Genomic DNA, 16,944 nt, shown 5'->3' with positions numbered 1-16,944 from the left:
AAAGTGCTCCGGGAGAAATTAGTACAGGCCGAACAGCTTGGCTGCCAGCACAACGGTCAGACCAATGCTGAGTGCCAGGGTGAATTTGGCCGACGATGCGCCGAATTCTTTGGTCACAGCGTCGTGGCTGGTATCCATCCACAAGTGGCGGATACCGGCGATGAAGTGGTGCAAATACGCCCAGATCAGCGCCAAAGCCACCAGTTTGAAGAAAAAGCCCGGCACATAACCGGCACCTATGTTGAACACAGCTTTGAATTTGGCAAACGAGATTTCGCTGGACACCGAGGTGTCAAACATCCAGATGATGAAGGGCATCAGCAAGAACATGATGAAGCCGCTGATCCGGTGCAGGATGGATACCCAGGCCGCTGGGGCCATGCGGTAGGTGGGTAGGTCGGTAAGCGCATTGATGTTGCGAAATTCGGGCCGCTTCGGGCGGGAGGTGGAGGCAATCTCTGTCATGGGTTCGCTTTCGTGGTTTGTAACTGCGTTGTAATTATTGAGAATTCTGCTTGCAAAATTCTATTGCAATGCAGCATGAGGGGGAAAGTCACACCCAAATTGGCCCCGACTCTGGTTCAACTTAATTCGTTGTGGTAATGGTGGGTGAGGGTGGTGTATAGGCCGCGCCGCAGTTCCATGGGAACGTCGTTGTAGGTGTAGGCCACGCGTTCCACGCTGAGCAGTGGGGCAGTGGCGGCGACCTTCAGGAGGTGGGCTTGTTCGGCATCGGGATGGACGGCGCGGATTTTTTCTGCGGCCCGAACCATGTGCACATTGAATTCGGTTTCAAACAGGGCGTACATCGCCCCTTGGTAGCCCGCCAGCCGCTCGGCTGTCAGGCCCTTGAAGGGACCACCGGGCAACCACAGGTCTTCCAAAATGGTGGGGATGAAGATGCCATTGACGGGGAACGCCAGCACCCGGCGTACTTGCAGCACCGCATCGCCCGCCCGCAGGCCCAAGGCTTTGGCTACATCGGTGCTGGCGCGTTGGCGTTTGCAGTCGATGATGTCGCGTTGGGCGGGCCCTTCGCTGGTCGGGCTACCCGCGTCGGGTTTGAGTTTCAGAAAGCGGTAGGGCACGTGCTGGGCGGCGTGGGTGGCCACAAAGGTGCCCTTGCCTTGGCGGCGTACCAGCAGGTTGTCGGCAGCCAACGCGTCAATCGCTTTGCGCACCGTGCCCTGGCTGACGCGGTAGCGCACGGCTAAATCCATTTCGCTGGGAATGGATTCACTGGGCTTCCATTCGCCTGATTGCAAGCTTTGCAAAATCAACCCCTTGATCTGCTGGTACAGCGGGCTGAACGCCGGAGTCGTGGATGCGGTAGCCGCACCGGACTCGGAGCCTGCGTGGAGAGAATCAGCAGTGGTAGGGGCTGTGTGGGCCATGAAAAACGTGATGAATGGCGTAAAAACTACATCTTGAAACCTGTCGGATCATATCTTATATAAGACATAAGACAAATTGGCGCATGCGGGTTTTCGAGAGTAAACTCCGACGCTGATTTCCAGTGCCCAGGCGTTGGCTTGGCACATGCCATCCTCCTTTTTTATAACTTTCTGGAGTTTTCCCCATGAGCAAGAAGCCTGTTCGCGTTGCTGTTACCGGCGCCGCTGGTCAAATTGGTTACGCCATTCTGTTCCGCATCGCCTCCGGCGAAATGTTGGGCAAAGACCAGCCGGTCATCCTGCAATTGCTCGAAGTTCCGATGGAAAAGCCCCAGCAAGCGCTGCAAGGCGTGATGATGGAATTGCAAGACTGCGCTTTCCCGTTGCTGGTGGGTATGGAAGCCCACGGCGACCCGATGACTGCTTTCAAAGACGTGGACTACGCGCTGCTGATCGGTTCGCGCCCCCGTGGCCCCGGCATGGAACGCGCCGAGCTGCTGGCCGTGAATGCTGAAATCTTCACCGCCCAAGGCAAGGCCCTGAACGCTGTGGCCAGCCGCAACGTCAAGGTGCTGGTGGTCGGCAACCCCGCCAACACCAATGCCTACATCGCCATGAAGAGCGCGCCCGACCTGCCACGCAAGAACTTCACCGCCATGCTGCGCCTGGACCACAACCGTGCCCTGAGCCAGATCGCCGCCAAAACCGGCAAGGCCGTGGCCGACATCGAAAAGCTCACCGTCTGGGGCAACCACTCGCCTACGATGTATGCCGACTACCGTTTCGCCACCATCAATGGCGACAGCGTAAAGACCATGATCAACGACCAGGAATGGAACGCCAACACGTTCTTGCCCACTGTGGGCAAGCGCGGTGCGGCCATCATTGCTGCACGCGGCGTGTCGTCGGCTGCTTCGGCTGCCAACGCTGCCATTGACCACATGCGCGATTGGGCCCTGGGCACCAACGGCAAGTGGGTCACGATGGGCATCCCATCGGACGGCCAATACGGCATTCCGGCTGACACCATGTTCGGCTTTGCCGTGACCTGCGAAGGCGGCGAATACAAGGTTGTCGAAGGCTTGGAAGTGGATGCATTCAGCCAGGAGCGCATCAACATCACCCTGAAAGAACTGCAAGACGAGCAAGCTGGCGTCGCCCACTTGCTCTAATTGGCCATGCAGCATCCCCGCCATGTTCTGCTGGGTGCCCAGGCTGCGCAGGTTTTCCTGCCAGTCTGCGACCACTACAGCGGCGTGGAAGCGCGGATGCGCAAAAGCCTGCAATTGCAGGCCGAAATGACCGAGGAGTTCGGGGCCTGCGTGTTTGACGTGACCCTGGACTGTGAAGATGGTGCACCCGTGGGCGGCGAGGCCGAGCATGCCGCGATGGTGGTGGCACTGGCGTTGGCCGCTGCCCCCGAGGCCCGCGTGGCGGTGCGGGTCCACGCGGTAGACCACCCGGCTTTTGAGCATGACATCGCCGTCATTGCGGCCCAGGCGGGCCACCGCTTGACCCACATCATGGTGCCCAAGATCGAGTCGGTGCGCGACGTAATTCAGGTCGAAAAAGCCCTTCAGCGTATATCCTGCCTGCATCTGCCGCTACATGTTTTGATTGAATCGCCTGCCGCAGTGCAGCGCGCGTTCGAGATCGCCGCCCAGCCGCGCGTGCAGTCCCTGAGCTTTGGACTGATGGATTTTGTGTCCAGCCACGGCGGGGCCATTCCGGCCGATGCGATGGGCGCTTCGGGCCAGTTCACCCACCCGCTGGTGGTGCGCGCCAAGCTGGAGATCGCCTCGGCCTGCCACGCGCATGGCAAGGTGCCATCGCACTGCGTCGTCACCGAATTTGCCGATACCCAAGCCTTGCAAGCGGCTGCCGAGCGCGCCGCCCGCACCTTGGGTTTCACCCGCATGTGGAGCATCCACCCGAGCCAGATCCGGCCCATCGTGGCCGCGTTTGCGCCGGGCGAGGCCGAAATTGAGGCGGCCGCCCAGATCATCGCTGCCGCCGTGGCCGCCCAGTGGGCTCCGATTTCTTTTGCCGGTCAGCTGCATGACCGGGCCAGTTACCGCTACTTTTGGCAGGTGCTGGAACGTGCCCACCAAACCGGGCGTGCCCTGCCGCCTGAGATGGCGGTGTATTTCAAGCCGCCTGCGGCTATCCCCACTCTTGAGACTGTATGAAACTAACCTTCTCTATCGCCTTGTTGGCCTTGGTTCCCGCGTTGGTGTTGGCCCAAGAAGCGCCTAAAAAACCGCTGAAAGCCAGCGCCAAAGTCGCCCCCAAACCCACCAGCAGCCGCATCCAGCTCAAGTCGGCCGCCAAAAACGTAGCTGCCGGTATCGAGGCCGCCGAGGCTGCCCTGACCCCCGCCGAGATGGAGATTGCCGAGCGCGTGCAAGTCGGCACCGTACCGTGCGAGCTGGGTACCAGCGTTACCTTGGTGGCCGATGCCAAATACCCCGGTTACTTCAATGTGCAGGTTAAAAATCTCAAATACCGCATGTTCCCGGTGTCCACCAGCACCGGTGCCATCCGCCTGGAAGACCAAAAGGCCGGTGCCGTGTGGTTGCAGTTGGGTAATAAATCCATGCTGATGAACCAAAAACTGGGCCAGCGCCTGGCCGACGGCTGCCAAAGCCCGGCACAGCTGGCCATAGATGAAACGCTAAAGACCAGCCCGGCACCCAGCATGTTTGCCGCGCCCGCCGAAGTGGCTAAAAAATAAAATTTGTCGAACCCCCGTCCCCCCACGATTATTTGAACCAGGAGAAAACCATGTTGCAAGCCTATGCCGCCCATGTGTCTGAGCGCGCCGCCCTCGGCATCCCCCCGTTGCCCCTGTCTGCCAAGCAGACAGCTGAGCTGATCGAGCTGCTGAAAAACCCGCCCGCAGGCGAAGAGGCCAACCTGCTGAACCTGATTACGTACCGCATCCCCGCCGGTGTGGACGATGCCGCCAAGGTCAAGGCCAGCTACCTGGCCGCCGTGGCCCACGGCACCGAAAAATGCCCTCTGTTGTCGCGTGAAAAAGCAGCCGAATTGCTGGGCACCATGCTGGGCGGCTACAACATCAGCCCGATGATCGACCTGCTGGACGACGCATCCGCCACCGTGGCCGAGGCCGCAGCCGCTGGTTTGAAGAAAACCCTGCTGATGTTTGACCAGTTCCACGACGTGCAAGAGAAAGCCGAAAAGGGCAACACCTACGCCAAGGCTGTGCTGCAAAGCTGGGCCGATGCCGAATGGTTCACCAGCCGCCCCGCCGTGCCCGAGAGCATCACCGTCAGCATCTTCAAGGTGGCCGGTGAAATCAACACCGACGACCTGTCGCCCGCCCCGGATGCATTCAGCCGCCCCGACATTCCGATGCACGCCTTGGCCATGCACAAGAATGCCCGCCCCGGCATCGTTCCTGAAGAAGACGGCAAGCGCGGCCCGGTCAAGTTCATTGAAGACCTGCGCGCACGCGGCCATCTGGTGGCCTATGCGGGCGATGTGGTCGGCACTGGCTCCAGCCGCAAGTCGGCCACCAACTCGGTGCTGTGGTTCACCGGCGAAGACATCCCCTTCGTGCCGAACAAGCGCTTTGGCGGCGTTTGCCTGGGTAACAAGATTGCCCCGATTTTCTACAACACCATGGAAGACTCCGGCGCGCTGCCGATCGAGTTGGACGTGAGCCAGATGGCTATGGGCGACGTGGTCGAGCTGCGCCCCTACGAAGGCAAGGCCCTGAAAGACGGCCAAGTGATTGCCGAATTCACGCTAAAGAGCGAGGTGCTGTTTGACGAAGTGCGTGCCGGTGGCCGCATCCCGTTGATCATTGGCCGTGGCCTGACCACCAAGGCCCGTGAAGCGCTGGGCCTGCCCGTCAGCACCCTGTTCCGCCTGCCGCAAAACCCGGTGGACACGAAGAAGGGCTTCACCCTGGCGCAAAAGATGGTCGGCCGCGCCTGCGGTTTGCCTGCGGGCCAAGGCGTGCGCCCCGGCACCTACTGCGAACCCAAGATGACCTCGGTCGGCTCGCAAGACACCACCGGCCCCATGACCCGCGACGAGCTGAAAGACCTGGCCTGCCTGGGCTTCAGCGCCGATCTGGTGATGCAATCCTTCTGCCACACCGCTGCTTACCCCAAGCCGGTGGACGTGAAGATGCACCACGAGTTGCCCGACTTCATGAGCACCCGTGGCGGCGTGCCCCTGCGCCCCGGTGACGGCATCATCCACAGCTGGTTGAACCGTATGCTGCTGCCCGACACCGTCGGCACCGGCGGTGACAGCCACACCCGTTTCCCCATCGGCATCAGCTTCCCCGCCGGTTCCGGCTTGGTAGCTTTTGGTGCAGCCACCGGCGTGATGCCTTTGGACATGCCCGAGAGCGTGTTGGTGCGCTTCAAGGGAGAAATGCAGCCCGGCATCACCCTGCGCGATCTGGTGAACGCGATTCCGCTGTACGCCATCAAGGCCGGTTTGTTGACCGTGGCCAAGCAAGGCAAGATCAACATCTTCTCTGGCCGTATTCTGGAAATCGAAGGCTTGCCCAACCTGAAGGTCGAGCAAGCGTTTGAGCTCAGCGATGCGTCTGCCGAGCGTTCTGCGGGCGGCTGCACCGTGCACTTGAACAAAGAGCCGATCATTGAGTACATCACCAGCAACATCACCATGCTGAAGTGGATGATTGCCACCGGGTACTCCGATGTGCGCACCATCAACCGCCGCATCAAGGCGATGGAAGCCTGGCTGGTCAACCCCGAACTGATGCACGGCGATGCCGATGCCGACTACGCTGCCGTCATCGAAATCGACCTGGCCGACATCCACGAGCCTATCGTCGCCTGCCCGAACGACCCGGACGACGTGAAGACCCTGGCCGAAGTCGAAGGTAGCAAGATCGACGAAGTCTTCATCGGCTCCTGCATGACCAACATCGGTCACTTCCGTGCCGCCTCCAAGCTGCTGGAAAACAAGCGCGACATCCCCGTCAAGCTGTGGATGGCCCCGCCCACCAAGATGGATGCCAAGCAGCTGAGCGAAGAAGGCCATTACGGCGTGCTGGGCAGTGCCGGTGCGCGCATGGAAATGCCCGGTTGCAGCCTGTGCATGGGCAACCAGGCGCAGGTGAAAGAGGGCGCGACCGTGTTCTCTACCTCCACCCGCAACTTCCCCAACCGCCTGGGAAAGAACAGCAATGTGTACCTGGGTTCGGCCGAGCTGGCCGCTATCTGCTCCAAGCTGGGCCGCATCCCCACCAAGGCCGAGTACATGGCCGACATGGGCGTATTGACCAAAGACAGCGCCAAGATCTACCAGTACCTGAACTTTGACCAGGTCAAGGACTACACCGACCTGGCCGACACGGTGAAAGACACCACTTCGGCATAAGTATCTGCGGATAGAGGGCTGGTAACGGTCCTCTTGAAGGCTGCTAAAAAGCGCTGCTAGCTATTTAAAATATAGCTGCCAGCGCTTTTTCTATATGCGCTGGAGGCCTATTTGGCTATATAAGTTCGGACAGACGCTTTGCCTCGGGCGGCAGCGCCACTACGTCATTGATATTCACCGGCAGATTGGTGTGCATGGACTGCACGGCGGCAATGCCCACGGCAATGGACGCGGCACCCTGCTCGTGTCCGGCGGTGCGGCCCCAGGCATCGGGCGCTTGCGGCGGGCCGTAGAAATGGGCGTTCAGGATCGCATCGGCACCGCCGTGGGCTGCGCGGATTTCTGGCATGGACACGGTGTAGCTGCTCTGGAAGTGGGGAAACACGCGTATCCATTCGCCCTCGGCTTCTGCGCCGGGTTTCTCTTCGATCTGCCAGTGCTTCGGGCTCACGGCGCGGTTCATGTGGGTGCCGATGAATTCAAAGTATTCGATGCGGCCCCGGTCGCCATTGAAGGTCACGCGCATACCCTCGCGCGGGCTGTAGCAGACGAGTGAGTAGGTGAGCACCTGGCCGGTGCGGTAGCGCACGTTGAGCGACATCTGGTCGGGGATGGTGATGCCGTCGCGGAACACGTTTTGGTCGCGCAGATAGCCAGAATCCGCCTCGCCCGCCAGGTACAGGCCACGGAATGAGGCGCTCTCGTTCAGGTCCAGGCAGAACGGGTCGTCCTGGGCCTCGGGCACGCCGGTGTAGCGGGCATAGCGGGTAAGCTTTTCGTCGCCCCGATTGATGGCATTTTGCTTGCCATAAAACACCAGGTCGCCATAGGCAAACACCTGCTGCGGAATGGCGTCCAGCCACCAGTTCACCAGGTCGAAATGGTGCGTGCTTTTGTGCACCAGCAAGCTGCCGGAATTCTCGATCTGCGCATGCCAGCGCCGGAAGTAATCGGCCCCGTGGTTGGTGTCCAGCAGGTACTCCAGGTTCACTGAATGGACCTTGCCGACCACGCCGTTGGCAATCAGCTCCTTGACCTTGGTGCGGAACGGGGCCCAACGGTAGTTGAAGGCCACCCGCACCCGCCGCCCGCTGGCCTGCACGGCTTCCAGAATGGCTTGGCACTTGGCGGCATCGGTGGTCATGGGTTTTTCGGTGACCACGTCGCAGCCGGCCCGCAAGGCCCGCACGATGTAGTCGTGGTGGGCCGAGTCCTGGGTGCAGACAAACACCTCATCCGGCTTTTGCTCGCGCAGCATGTCGTCGAAGCGGTCGGCGGTGTAGGCGGGTACGGCGTGGTAGCCGATCTCACCGGCCAGCAAGCCGTTGTAGTAGGCCATGCGGGCCGGACTGAGATCGCAAATGCCCACCAGTTCGTTGTGCTCGGCATAGGCCGTGACCAGCGGTTCGATGAAGCTCAGAGCGCGTCCGCCGGTGCCGACGAACGCATGGCGTTTTTTGACCATAGTGCTAAAGAATGTGGCCGCAAATGGGGACATGCAGCGGGTGGGTAAACCTGTCGGTGCAGGGCACCCCAGGGCGGCGGGTCAGGTGGAAATCATAGCTTTATTTCACTAATTGGTGAATAAAATCCGGTGGTGCGGCTATTCTGGTGCTGTGCCCCCGGCAGATACGCAATTTTTTCATCGCTGTGCAGACCTTATGACTACCTCTATCACCTCCGCGCCAGAGCCCCGTTCCCGTGATGCCGACCGTTCCCAATTGGCCATCCTGGCGGCGGCCCGCGATGAGTTTTCCCGCTATGGGCTGGCCGGTGCGCGGGTGGACCGGATTGCTGAAAACGCCCAGCTCAACAAGCGCCTGATCTACTACTACTTCACCAGCAAAGATGGCCTGTTTCTGGCGGTGCTGGAGCGCACCTATGCCGATATCCGCGATGCCGAGCGGGCCCTGCATCTGGCCGATCTGGAGCCCGCCAAGGCCATCCGGCGGCTGACCGAATTCACCTGGGAATACTACATTTCCCACCCGGAATTCATTGCTTTGCTCAATAGCGAGAACCTGCACCAGGCGCAGCATCTGGGCCAGTCGACCCGCATCCGCGAGATGAATTCGCCGCTCATCCAGACGCTGGGCGAGATTCTGGAGCGGGGCCGGGCCGACGGGGTGTTTCGCGGCGGTATCGACCCGGTGCAGCTCTACATTTCGATCGCTAGCCTGTCGTACTTTTACCTGTCTAACCACCACACCCTGTCGGCCATCTTTGGGCGCGACCTGATGGTGGCCAAGGCGCACAGCGAACGGCTGTCGCACATCTGTGATGTGGTCCTAGGGTATGTCCTGAGAGATTGATGCATTGGGCCCATATACAGGCGGAATGTGCGATTTCATAATTCACCATTGAGTTAATTGTTTACGCCTTTCCCGTACTAAGGAGCCAGCGGTTATGACACTCTTGACCCGCCGTCAATTCGGCAGCAGCGCAGCGGCCACCACGGCCGCATTCGGCCTCAGCCCCTGGCTGGCACAGGCCCAGTCGGCCACGCGCTTGCGCTGCTTTTGGTGGGGTAACCCCGACCGCGACAAGCGCACCAAGGCGCTGCTGGATGCGTACAGCAAAAAAACCGGCACCGTGATTGCCGCCGAGTCGCTGGGTTGGGGGGACTACTGGACCAAACTGGGCACCCAGACGGCGGGCGGCAATGCGCCGGATCTGATCCAGATGGACTACCGCTACCTGTTTGAATACGCCCGCCGCGAAACCCTGTTGCCGCTCGATAAACTGCTGCCCCTGGCCGACTTCAGCCCGCAAGAAAAAGACGGCGGCAAGGTGGACGGCAAGCTCTACGGTGTGAACCTCGGCTCCAACTCTAAAGCGATGGTGTACGACACCAGCATGCTGGAGAAAGTAGGCATCAAGTCCATCGACATGAATTGGACCTGGGACGATTTCGCCAAGATCGCCACTGACATTTCCAAGATCAACCCTGGCAAATACTGGGGTGCCAGCGACAACAGCCGCTGGGAGCAGGGCTTTGAGCAGTGGCTCAACCAGCGCGGCAAGATGCTCTACACCGCCGACGGCAAAGTCGCCTTTACCCGTGACGATGTGGCTGCCTGGTTCGACCTGTGGGACAAGCTGCGCAAGGCCGGCGCCATTCCGCCGGCCGATGTGGGGGCCACCAACAACGGCAAGGTCGAAGAGTATGAAATCACCCGTGGCCTGGCGGCCATGAGCTTTGTCAACTCCAACCAGATCGTGGCCTTCCAGGGCATCAACAAGAACAAGCTGGCCATCAGCGTGTTTCCGCGTGCCAAGACCGGCACCTCCGGCCACTACATCAAGCCCTCGCAAATGATGAGCGTGTCGGCCCGCTGCAAAGCGCCGGAAGAGGCGGCCAAGATCATCCAGTTCATGGTCAACGACCCCGAGGGCGTGAAGATTCTGGGCATTGAGCGTGGTGTGCCGTGCTCTGCCGCCGCGCGGGCGGTGTTGGCCCCCGATCTGGATCCCTTGGGCAAGATGCAACTGGACTATGTGGCCGCCGTCACCAAGGTGGCCGTAGTGCTGCCGCCACCCCCACCCAAGGGCGCGGGCGAGGCTGAGAACCTGCTGCGCCGGGTGGCCGATGCGGTGGCCTTTGGCCGCACCAGCATCAAAGATGGTGCGCAGCAGTTCCACACCGAGGTGGAAGGCATTCTCGCCAGGGCTTGATCGCCTTCCCAGTGCCCAGCACTGCCGCTCGTTGTTCTTAGCCCGGAAGGCAAACTACCGTGTCCACTGTTGATGAAAAAACCTCCCGTGCGCGGCGAGGGCAGTCGCGTGCTGCCTGGCGCAGGGATTGGGTGGGCTATGCCTTCCTGCTGCCTTGGTTGCTTGGCTTCTTGTGCTTCTCGCTCGGGCCGGTGCTGGCTTCGCTGTACCTGTCGTTCACCAAGTTCGATCTGCTGCGCCCGGCGGTGTGGGTGGGCGCAGACAACTATGTGCGCATGTTCACCGCCGATGCGCGCTTCTGGCAGTCTTTGAAGGTCACCTTTAACTACATGCTGATGGAAGTGCCGCTGAAGCTGGCCTTTGCGCTGCTGGTGGCGGTGGTGCTGGACAAGGCGATACGCGGCGGCGCGCTGTACCGGGCACTGTTCTACATTCCGTCGCTGCTGGGCGGCTCGGTGGCCATTGCGGTGCTGTGGCGGCAGCTGTTTGAAGGCAATGGCACGCTGAACCAGATTTTGCTGTGGGCCTTCAACTACAAAGGCCCGAGCTGGATCGCCAACCCCGACACCGCCCTGTACACCCTGGTGCTGCTGGCCGTGTGGCAGTTTGGTTCGCCCATGATCATCTTTTTGGCCGGACTGCGGCAGATTCCGCAAGACCTGTACGAGGCCGCCGCTATGGACGGCGCGGGCACTTGGCGCAAGTTCCGCAAGATCACTTTGCCGCTGTTGGCCCCGGTGATTTTTTTCAACATGGTGTTGCAGATCATTGAGGGCTTCAAGGCCTTCACTCCGGCCTATGTGGTGTCGGGCGGCACGGGCGGGCCGATTGATTCCACGCTGTTCTACACCCTGTACCTGTACCAGGAAGCCTTTTCCTACTTCCGCATGGGCTATGCCTCGGCGCTGGCCTGGGTGCTGCTGCTGATCATCGGGGCCTTCACCGGCATCAGTTTTTTGACCTCCAAATACTGGGTCTACTATGAAGACGATCCGCGCTAAAAAATCTGTATTGCGCTGGCTGGCCGGTGGCTTGCTCCGCCACGGCGTGCTGGTGGCGGTGACGTTTTTGATGCTGTACCCGCTGCTGTGGATGGTGGCCTCGTCGTTCAAGCCCGAGGCCATCATCTTCACCGACCTGTCGATCTGGCCGCATGCGTTGGACTTCGGCAACTACGTGCAAGGTTGGACGGCGCTCCAAGAGAGCTTCACCGTGTTCTTCAAGAACTCGCTGCTGGTGGCCGTGCTGGTGGTGGTTGGCAACACCTTGTCCTGCTCGGTCACCGCCTATGCGTTTGCGCGGCTGGAGTTTAGGGGGCGACGCATTTGGTTTGTGGTGATGCTGGGCACCTTGATGCTGCCCTACCACGTGACGCTGATTCCGCAGTACGTGCTGTTCTTAAAACTGGGCTGGATCGACAGTTTCTTGCCCCTGGTGGTGCCCAAGTTTTTGGCGGCAGATGCGTTCTTTATCTTTTTGATGGTGCAGTTCTTTCGCAGTATTCCGCGCGAGCTGGACGAGGCGGCCGTGCTCGATGGCTGCGGCCCCTGGCGCATTTACTGGAAGATTATTTTGCCGCTGTCTACCCCCGTGCTGGCCACTACCGCCATCTTCTCGTTCCTGTGGACCTGGAACGATTTTCTGGGCCCGCTGGTGTACCTCAACGAGGCCAGCAACTACACCGTACCGCTGGCGCTGCGCTCGTTTGTGGACTCTACCGGGCAATCGGCCTGGGGCCAGCTGTTTGCCATGTCGGTGTTGGCCATCCTGCCGATCTTTCTATTTTTTCTGTGCTTTCAGCGCCTGATTATTGAAGGCGTTGCCCAATCTGGAATGAAACGATGACCTCTGCTTTGATCCGGTTCTCGGCCATCGGCCTGAACCACAGCCACATCTACGGCCAGACCCGCGCCATGCTGGACGCCGGGGCCACGCTGGTCAGCTTCCACGCCGTCGAAGACGACCTGGCCGCCGACTACGCCAAGGCTTTTCCGCAGGCCCGCCGCGTGGCAGACCTGCGCGAGATTTTGGAAGACCCCAGCATCCAGCTGGTGGTCAGCGCCACCATTCCCGATGTGCGGGCCGCCACCGCCATCGCCGTGATGCGCCACGGCAAAGATGTGATGGTTGATAAACCCGGTGTCATCAGCCTGGATGAATTGGCCGCCGTGCGCCAGGTACAGGCAGAAACCGGGCGGATTTTTTCGGTGTGTTTTTCAGAGCGCTTCGAGAACCGCGCCACCGAAAAAGCCAGCCAGCTGGTGGCCGCCGGGGCGATTGGCCGGGTGGTGCAAACCGTGGGCCTGGGCCCGCACGCGCTGCGCAACAACCCGCGCCCCGACTGGTTCTTTGAGCGCAAGCGCTACGGCGGCATTCTGTGCGACATCGCCGCCCACCAGTGCGACCAGTTTTTGCACTTCACCGGCTCCACCCGGGCCGAAGTGGTGGCTTCGCACATCGGCAATTTTGGCAACCCCGAAACCCCCGAGCTGGAGGACTTTGGCGAAGTACTGCTGCGTGGCAACGGCGGTACCGGTTTTATCCGCGTCGATTGGTTTACTCCCAAGGGCTTGGGCGTGTGGGGCGATGGCCGCCTGACGATTTTGGGGACCGAGGGCACTATCGAGCTGCGCAAATACGTAGACATTGCCGGGCGCCCGGGGGGCGACCACCTGTTTCTGGTGGACGGCCAAAGCACGCAGTACATGGACTGCCGGGTCGAGGCGCTGCCCTATGGCCCGCGCCTGGTCCAAGACATTCTGAACCGCACTGAAACGGCCATGTCGCAGGCCCATTGCTTCCTGGCGACCGAGCTGGCATTACAAGCCGAAGCCCTGGCGATACGGGTTGGGGGAGTTGCGTAATGGAACAAAAATTACGCGTAGCCGTGGTCGGTCTGGGCGTGGGCAAGGGCCATCTGCAAGCCTATGCCGCGCTCCCCGATTTGTACGACATCGCCGCCGTGTGCGACCTGGATGCGGCCAAGGCCAGCGCTGCTGCTGCCGAGTTCGGCGTGCCCTGGCACACCACCGACTTCAGCGCGCTGCTGGCCAGTGGCCGGGTGGACATGGTGGATATCTGCACACCACCCAATACCCACTGCGCCTTGATCACGCAAGCGCTGGCCGCCGGTCTGCACGTGGTGTGCGAGAAGCCACTGGTGGGCTCGCTGGCCGAGGTCGATGCGATTACCGAGGCCCAAAAAACGGCCAAGGGCACGCTGTTTCCTATCTTTCAGTACCGCTTTGGCCACGGGCTGCAAAAGCTCAAGCACCTGCAAACCAAGGGCTTTGCGCACACGCCGTTTTTAACCACTATTGAGACCGCGTGGCGGCGCGATGCGGATTACTACGCGGTGCAGTGGCGTGGCAAATGGGCCACTGAGATGGGCGGCTGCTGCCTGACCCAGGCCCTGCATGCGCACGACATGCTGTCGTACATCAATGGCCCGGTGAAAACCGTGTTTGCCCATCTGGCCACCCGCGTCAACCCCATCGAGGTGGAAGACTGCGCCGCCATCACCATCGGCATGGAAAACGGCTCCGTTGCCACGCTGGGCGTCACCCTGGGCGCGGCCGAAGAGCTGTCGCGGCTGCGCTTCATGTTCTCCGACCTGACGGTGGAGAGCCGCAGCGCCGACCCCTACCGGCCCGGCAAGGACCCCTGGCACTTCCAGGGAAAAACACCGGAAATCCAAGCCGCCATCACCGCTGCACTGGCCGATTTTGTGCCCGGGCCGGAATCCTTTGAGGGCGAGTTTGCACTGGTCCATGCCACCGTGACTGCGGGCGCGCCCACCCCGGTGACGTTGCACGACGCGCGCCAGTCGCTGGAGCTGATCACCGCCATCTACCATTCTGCGGAAACCGGTATGCAGGTCCGCCTGCCGATTCCGCCGGGCCACGCCAAATACCACTGCTGGGCACCGACGGGTGGCAGCTTCAACAAGACGGTGCAACATGGCTGAACTGACACTGCGCGGAATCAAAAAACGCTATGGCAACGTGGAGATCATCCACGGGGTCGATCTGGACATTCGCGACGGCGAGTTCGTGGTTTTCGTCGGCCCCTCGGGCTGCGGCAAGTCCACCCTGCTGCGCATGATTGCCGGGCTGGAAGAAATCTCCGACGGCGAGTTTTGCATCGACGGCGAGCGCGTCAACGAAGTGCCCGCCGCCCAGCGCAAGATCGCTATGGTGTTCCAGTCGTACGCGCTGTACCCGCACATGAGCGTCTACGACAACCTGGCCTTTGGCCTGCAAACCGCCGGTGAGAAAAAGGAGGTGATCGACCAGCGCGTGCAGCACGCCGCCAAGATGCTGAAGATCGACAGCTACCTGCAACGCAAGCCCAAAGCCCTGTCCGGCGGCCAGCGCCAGCGGGTGGCGATAGGCCGGGCCATCGTGCGCGAACCCCGGCTGTTTTTGTTTGACGAACCCCTGTCCAACCTGGATGCCGAGCTGCGGGTGCAGATGCGGGTCGAGCTGTCCAAGCTGCATGCCGACCTGGGCACCACGATGGTCTACGTGACCCACGACCAGGTCGAGGCCATGACGATGGCCGACCGCATTGTGGTGCTGCACGACGGCCTGATCGAGCAGGCCGGTTCGCCGCTGGAGCTGTACAACCACCCGGCGAACCGCTTTGTGGCGGGCTTCATCGGCAGCCCGAAGATGAATTTTTTAGACGGCGCGGTGGTGGGCCGCAACCCCAGCGGCCTGGATGTGCGCCTACTGGGCGGCGAGGCAGTGCACCTGCCGGTACGGGCGGATGGCATGGTTGATGGCGCATCGGTCTGTATAGGCATCCGCCCCGAGCACGTGGAGCTGGCTAGCCACGGCCTGCCCATGCAGGTGGTGCTGACCGAGCAACTGGGCGGCAACACCGTGCTCTACGGCAGCCTGGGTGCGCAACAGTCGCTGGTGGTGCAGGTGGTGGGCCAAAGCCATTTCAAGCGCGGCGACACCGTGCATGTGCACCTGCCCCCCGCCCAGTGCCACGGCTTTGCCGAGAGCGGCCTGACCTTGGCCCGGCATTGATGAACTACGCATACCCCCAGGCTACAGCGCAAGCGCTTTTCGCCAACCCCCTTGCAGGGGGCAACACCAGCAGCCGGGCATTGCCAGTTCTGCGGTGTTTCTGGATGGCGCACGTTCTGGCAGTACGAGGGATCTGAGTAGTTATTTTTCCATTTATTTACATACCACCATGACGACACACACCCTCGGCCTCATCATGCACGGCGTTACCGGGCGCATGGGCATGAACCAGCACCTGATCCGTTCCATCGTGGCCATCCGCAAGCAGGGCGGCGTAACCCTCTCCAATGGCGACAAGGTGATGCCTGACCCCATCCTCATCGGCCGCAACGCCGAGAAGATGCAGGCCCTGGCGCAAGCACACAACATCGCGCGCTGGGGCACAGACCTGGACGCCGCTTTGGCCAACCCGGCCGACACCGTGTTCTTTGACGCGGGCACCACCCAGATGCGGCCCACCCTGCTGGCCAAGGCCATCCGCGCGGGCAAGCATGTGTACTGCGAAAAGCCGATTGCCACCAACTTGAATGAGGCGGTGGAGATCGCCCGCCTGGCCGAGCAATCCGGCCTGAAGCACGGTGCGGTGCAAGACAAGCTGTTTCTGCCCGGCCTGCGCAAGCTCGACATGCTGCGCCGTGCCGGCTTCTTCGGCCAGATGCTGAGCGTGCGCATCGAATTCGGCTACTGGGTGTTCGAAGGCGATCTACAGCCCATCCAGCGCCCCAGCTGGAACTACCGTGCGGAGGACGGCGGCGGCATCATCCTCGACATGGTGTGCCATTGGCGCTATGTGCTGGACCACCTGTTTGGCGAGGTGCAGTCGGTGTCCTGTCTGGGGGCTACCCACATTGCGCAGCGCTGGGACGAGGCGGGCCAGCCCTACGCCTGCACCGCCGACGACGCGGCCTACGCCACCTTCGAGCTGAAGGGCCACCAGGGCGAAAAGGTGATTGCCCAGGTCAACAGCAGCTGGACCACCCGGGTCCGCCGCGACGATCTGGTGACCTTCCATGTAGACGGCACACACGGCTCTGCGGTGGCGGGCCTGGACAGCTGCCGCGCCCAGAGCCGGGTCAACACCCCACGCCCGGTGTGGAACCCGGACGAGAAGCAGACCATGCCGTTCTTCGAGCAATGGGCCGAGGTGCCCGACAGCCAGGTCTTTGATAACGGTTTCAAGATCCAGTGGGAGCACTTCATTCGCCATGTGGTGGAAGACGCGCCCTACCGCTGGACCCTGCCCGAAGGCGCAAAGGGCGTGCAACTGGTCGAAGCGGCCTTGCAATCCTGGAAAGAGCGGCGCTGGGTGGATGTGCCTTCACTACATATTTGAGCCACTTGCACAATTCTGCGGATGACCAAGCGGCCAATGTGCCAGCGACAAAAATCAAGACGAAGCGAAGGGATTTAGCGGGTTGCGTGGTTGAGGTGCATCGAAAGCCATGTAT

The 16,944-nt window shown here is 61.3% G+C and carries 15 protein-coding genes; 12 read left to right on the top strand and 3 right to left on the bottom strand.

What is annotated here, in order from left to right; translation table 11 throughout:
* Positions 1-18: 18 nt before the first annotated feature.
* Together sdhC and AC0969_RS09875 are read right to left on the bottom strand one after the other, a co-directional pair.
* A complete protein-coding gene (gene sdhC, locus AC0969_RS09880; protein ID WP_479623974.1) occupies positions 19-465 on the bottom strand; it encodes a succinate dehydrogenase, cytochrome b556 subunit in 447 nt (148 codons plus the stop codon).
* Positions 466-581: 116 nt separating this feature from the next.
* Entirely contained in the window at positions 582-1,394 is an 813-nt protein-coding gene (locus AC0969_RS09875; RefSeq protein ID WP_479623973.1) for a GntR family transcriptional regulator, read from the bottom strand.
* 185 nt (positions 1,395-1,579) lie between these two features.
* Here AC0969_RS09875 and AC0969_RS09870 point away from each other — a divergent pair, with 185 nt between their 5' ends.
* The 4 genes from AC0969_RS09870 to acnB are packed head-to-tail and all read left to right on the top strand — an operon-like array spanning position 1,580 to position 6,782.
* Complete coding sequence (locus AC0969_RS09870; protein WP_479623972.1) at positions 1,580-2,566, top strand: malate dehydrogenase; 987 nt, start codon at positions 1,580-1,582, stop codon at positions 2,564-2,566.
* 6 nt (positions 2,567-2,572) lie between these two features.
* Positions 2,573-3,583, top strand: coding sequence for an HpcH/HpaI aldolase/citrate lyase family protein (locus AC0969_RS09865; protein ID WP_479623971.1), 1,011 nt, complete (start codon positions 2,573-2,575; stop codon positions 3,581-3,583).
* Complete coding sequence (locus AC0969_RS09860) at positions 3,580-4,128, top strand: hypothetical protein (RefSeq protein WP_479623970.1); 549 nt, start codon at positions 3,580-3,582, stop codon at positions 4,126-4,128. The genes AC0969_RS09865 and AC0969_RS09860 overlap by 4 nt, the downstream gene beginning before the upstream one ends.
* 50 nt (positions 4,129-4,178) lie before the next feature.
* A complete protein-coding gene (gene acnB, locus AC0969_RS09855; protein WP_479623969.1) occupies positions 4,179-6,782 on the top strand; it encodes a bifunctional aconitate hydratase 2/2-methylisocitrate dehydratase in 2,604 nt (867 codons plus the stop codon).
* 115 nt (positions 6,783-6,897) lie between these two features.
* Here acnB and AC0969_RS09850 read toward each other — a convergent pair whose 3' ends face one another.
* Entirely contained in the window at positions 6,898-8,280 is a 1,383-nt protein-coding gene (locus tag AC0969_RS09850; protein WP_479623968.1) for a Gfo/Idh/MocA family oxidoreductase, read from the bottom strand.
* 163 nt (positions 8,281-8,443) lie between these two features.
* Here AC0969_RS09850 and AC0969_RS09845 point away from each other — a divergent pair, with 163 nt between their 5' ends.
* The 8 genes from AC0969_RS09845 (at position 8,444) to AC0969_RS09810 (ending at position 16,829) form a co-directional block, all read left to right on the top strand.
* Positions 8,444-9,094 (top strand): TetR/AcrR family transcriptional regulator, encoded by a 651-nt coding sequence (locus AC0969_RS09845; RefSeq protein ID WP_479623967.1) that lies wholly within the window; start codon positions 8,444-8,446, stop codon positions 9,092-9,094.
* A 94-nt stretch (positions 9,095-9,188) separates the two neighbouring features.
* Positions 9,189-10,457 carry an ABC transporter substrate-binding protein gene (locus AC0969_RS09840; protein ID WP_479623966.1) on the top strand — a complete coding sequence of 423 codons (1,269 nt, stop codon included), beginning with the start codon at positions 9,189-9,191 and terminating at the stop codon, positions 10,455-10,457.
* A 59-nt stretch (positions 10,458-10,516) separates the two neighbouring features.
* Positions 10,517-11,458, top strand: a complete 942-nt coding sequence (locus tag AC0969_RS09835; RefSeq protein WP_479623965.1) for a carbohydrate ABC transporter permease — start codon at positions 10,517-10,519, stop codon at positions 11,456-11,458.
* Complete coding sequence (locus AC0969_RS09830) at positions 11,439-12,302, top strand: carbohydrate ABC transporter permease (RefSeq protein ID WP_479623964.1); 864 nt, start codon at positions 11,439-11,441, stop codon at positions 12,300-12,302. Before AC0969_RS09835 ends, AC0969_RS09830 begins: the two co-directional genes overlap by 20 nt.
* Positions 12,299-13,321 (top strand): Gfo/Idh/MocA family protein, encoded by a 1,023-nt coding sequence (locus AC0969_RS09825; RefSeq protein WP_479623963.1) that lies wholly within the window; start codon positions 12,299-12,301, stop codon positions 13,319-13,321. The genes AC0969_RS09830 and AC0969_RS09825 overlap by 4 nt, the downstream gene beginning before the upstream one ends.
* Positions 13,321-14,424 carry a Gfo/Idh/MocA family protein gene (locus tag AC0969_RS09820; RefSeq protein WP_479623962.1) on the top strand — a complete coding sequence of 368 codons (1,104 nt, stop codon included), beginning with the start codon at positions 13,321-13,323 and terminating at the stop codon, positions 14,422-14,424. The genes AC0969_RS09825 and AC0969_RS09820 overlap by 1 nt, the downstream gene beginning before the upstream one ends.
* Positions 14,417-15,496, top strand: coding sequence for an ABC transporter ATP-binding protein (locus tag AC0969_RS09815; RefSeq protein WP_479623961.1), 1,080 nt, complete (start codon positions 14,417-14,419; stop codon positions 15,494-15,496). The genes AC0969_RS09820 and AC0969_RS09815 overlap by 8 nt, the downstream gene beginning before the upstream one ends.
* A 169-nt stretch (positions 15,497-15,665) precedes the next feature.
* Complete coding sequence (locus tag AC0969_RS09810; RefSeq protein WP_479623960.1) at positions 15,666-16,829, top strand: Gfo/Idh/MocA family protein; 1,164 nt, start codon at positions 15,666-15,668, stop codon at positions 16,827-16,829.
* Positions 16,830-16,944: the final 115 nt, after the last annotated feature.

Source organism: Rhodoferax sp. LB1P47, from assembly GCF_056521445.1.
Note: the sequence above shows the minus strand (reverse complement) of the source record. Positions and strands in the feature narration are given on the sequence as shown.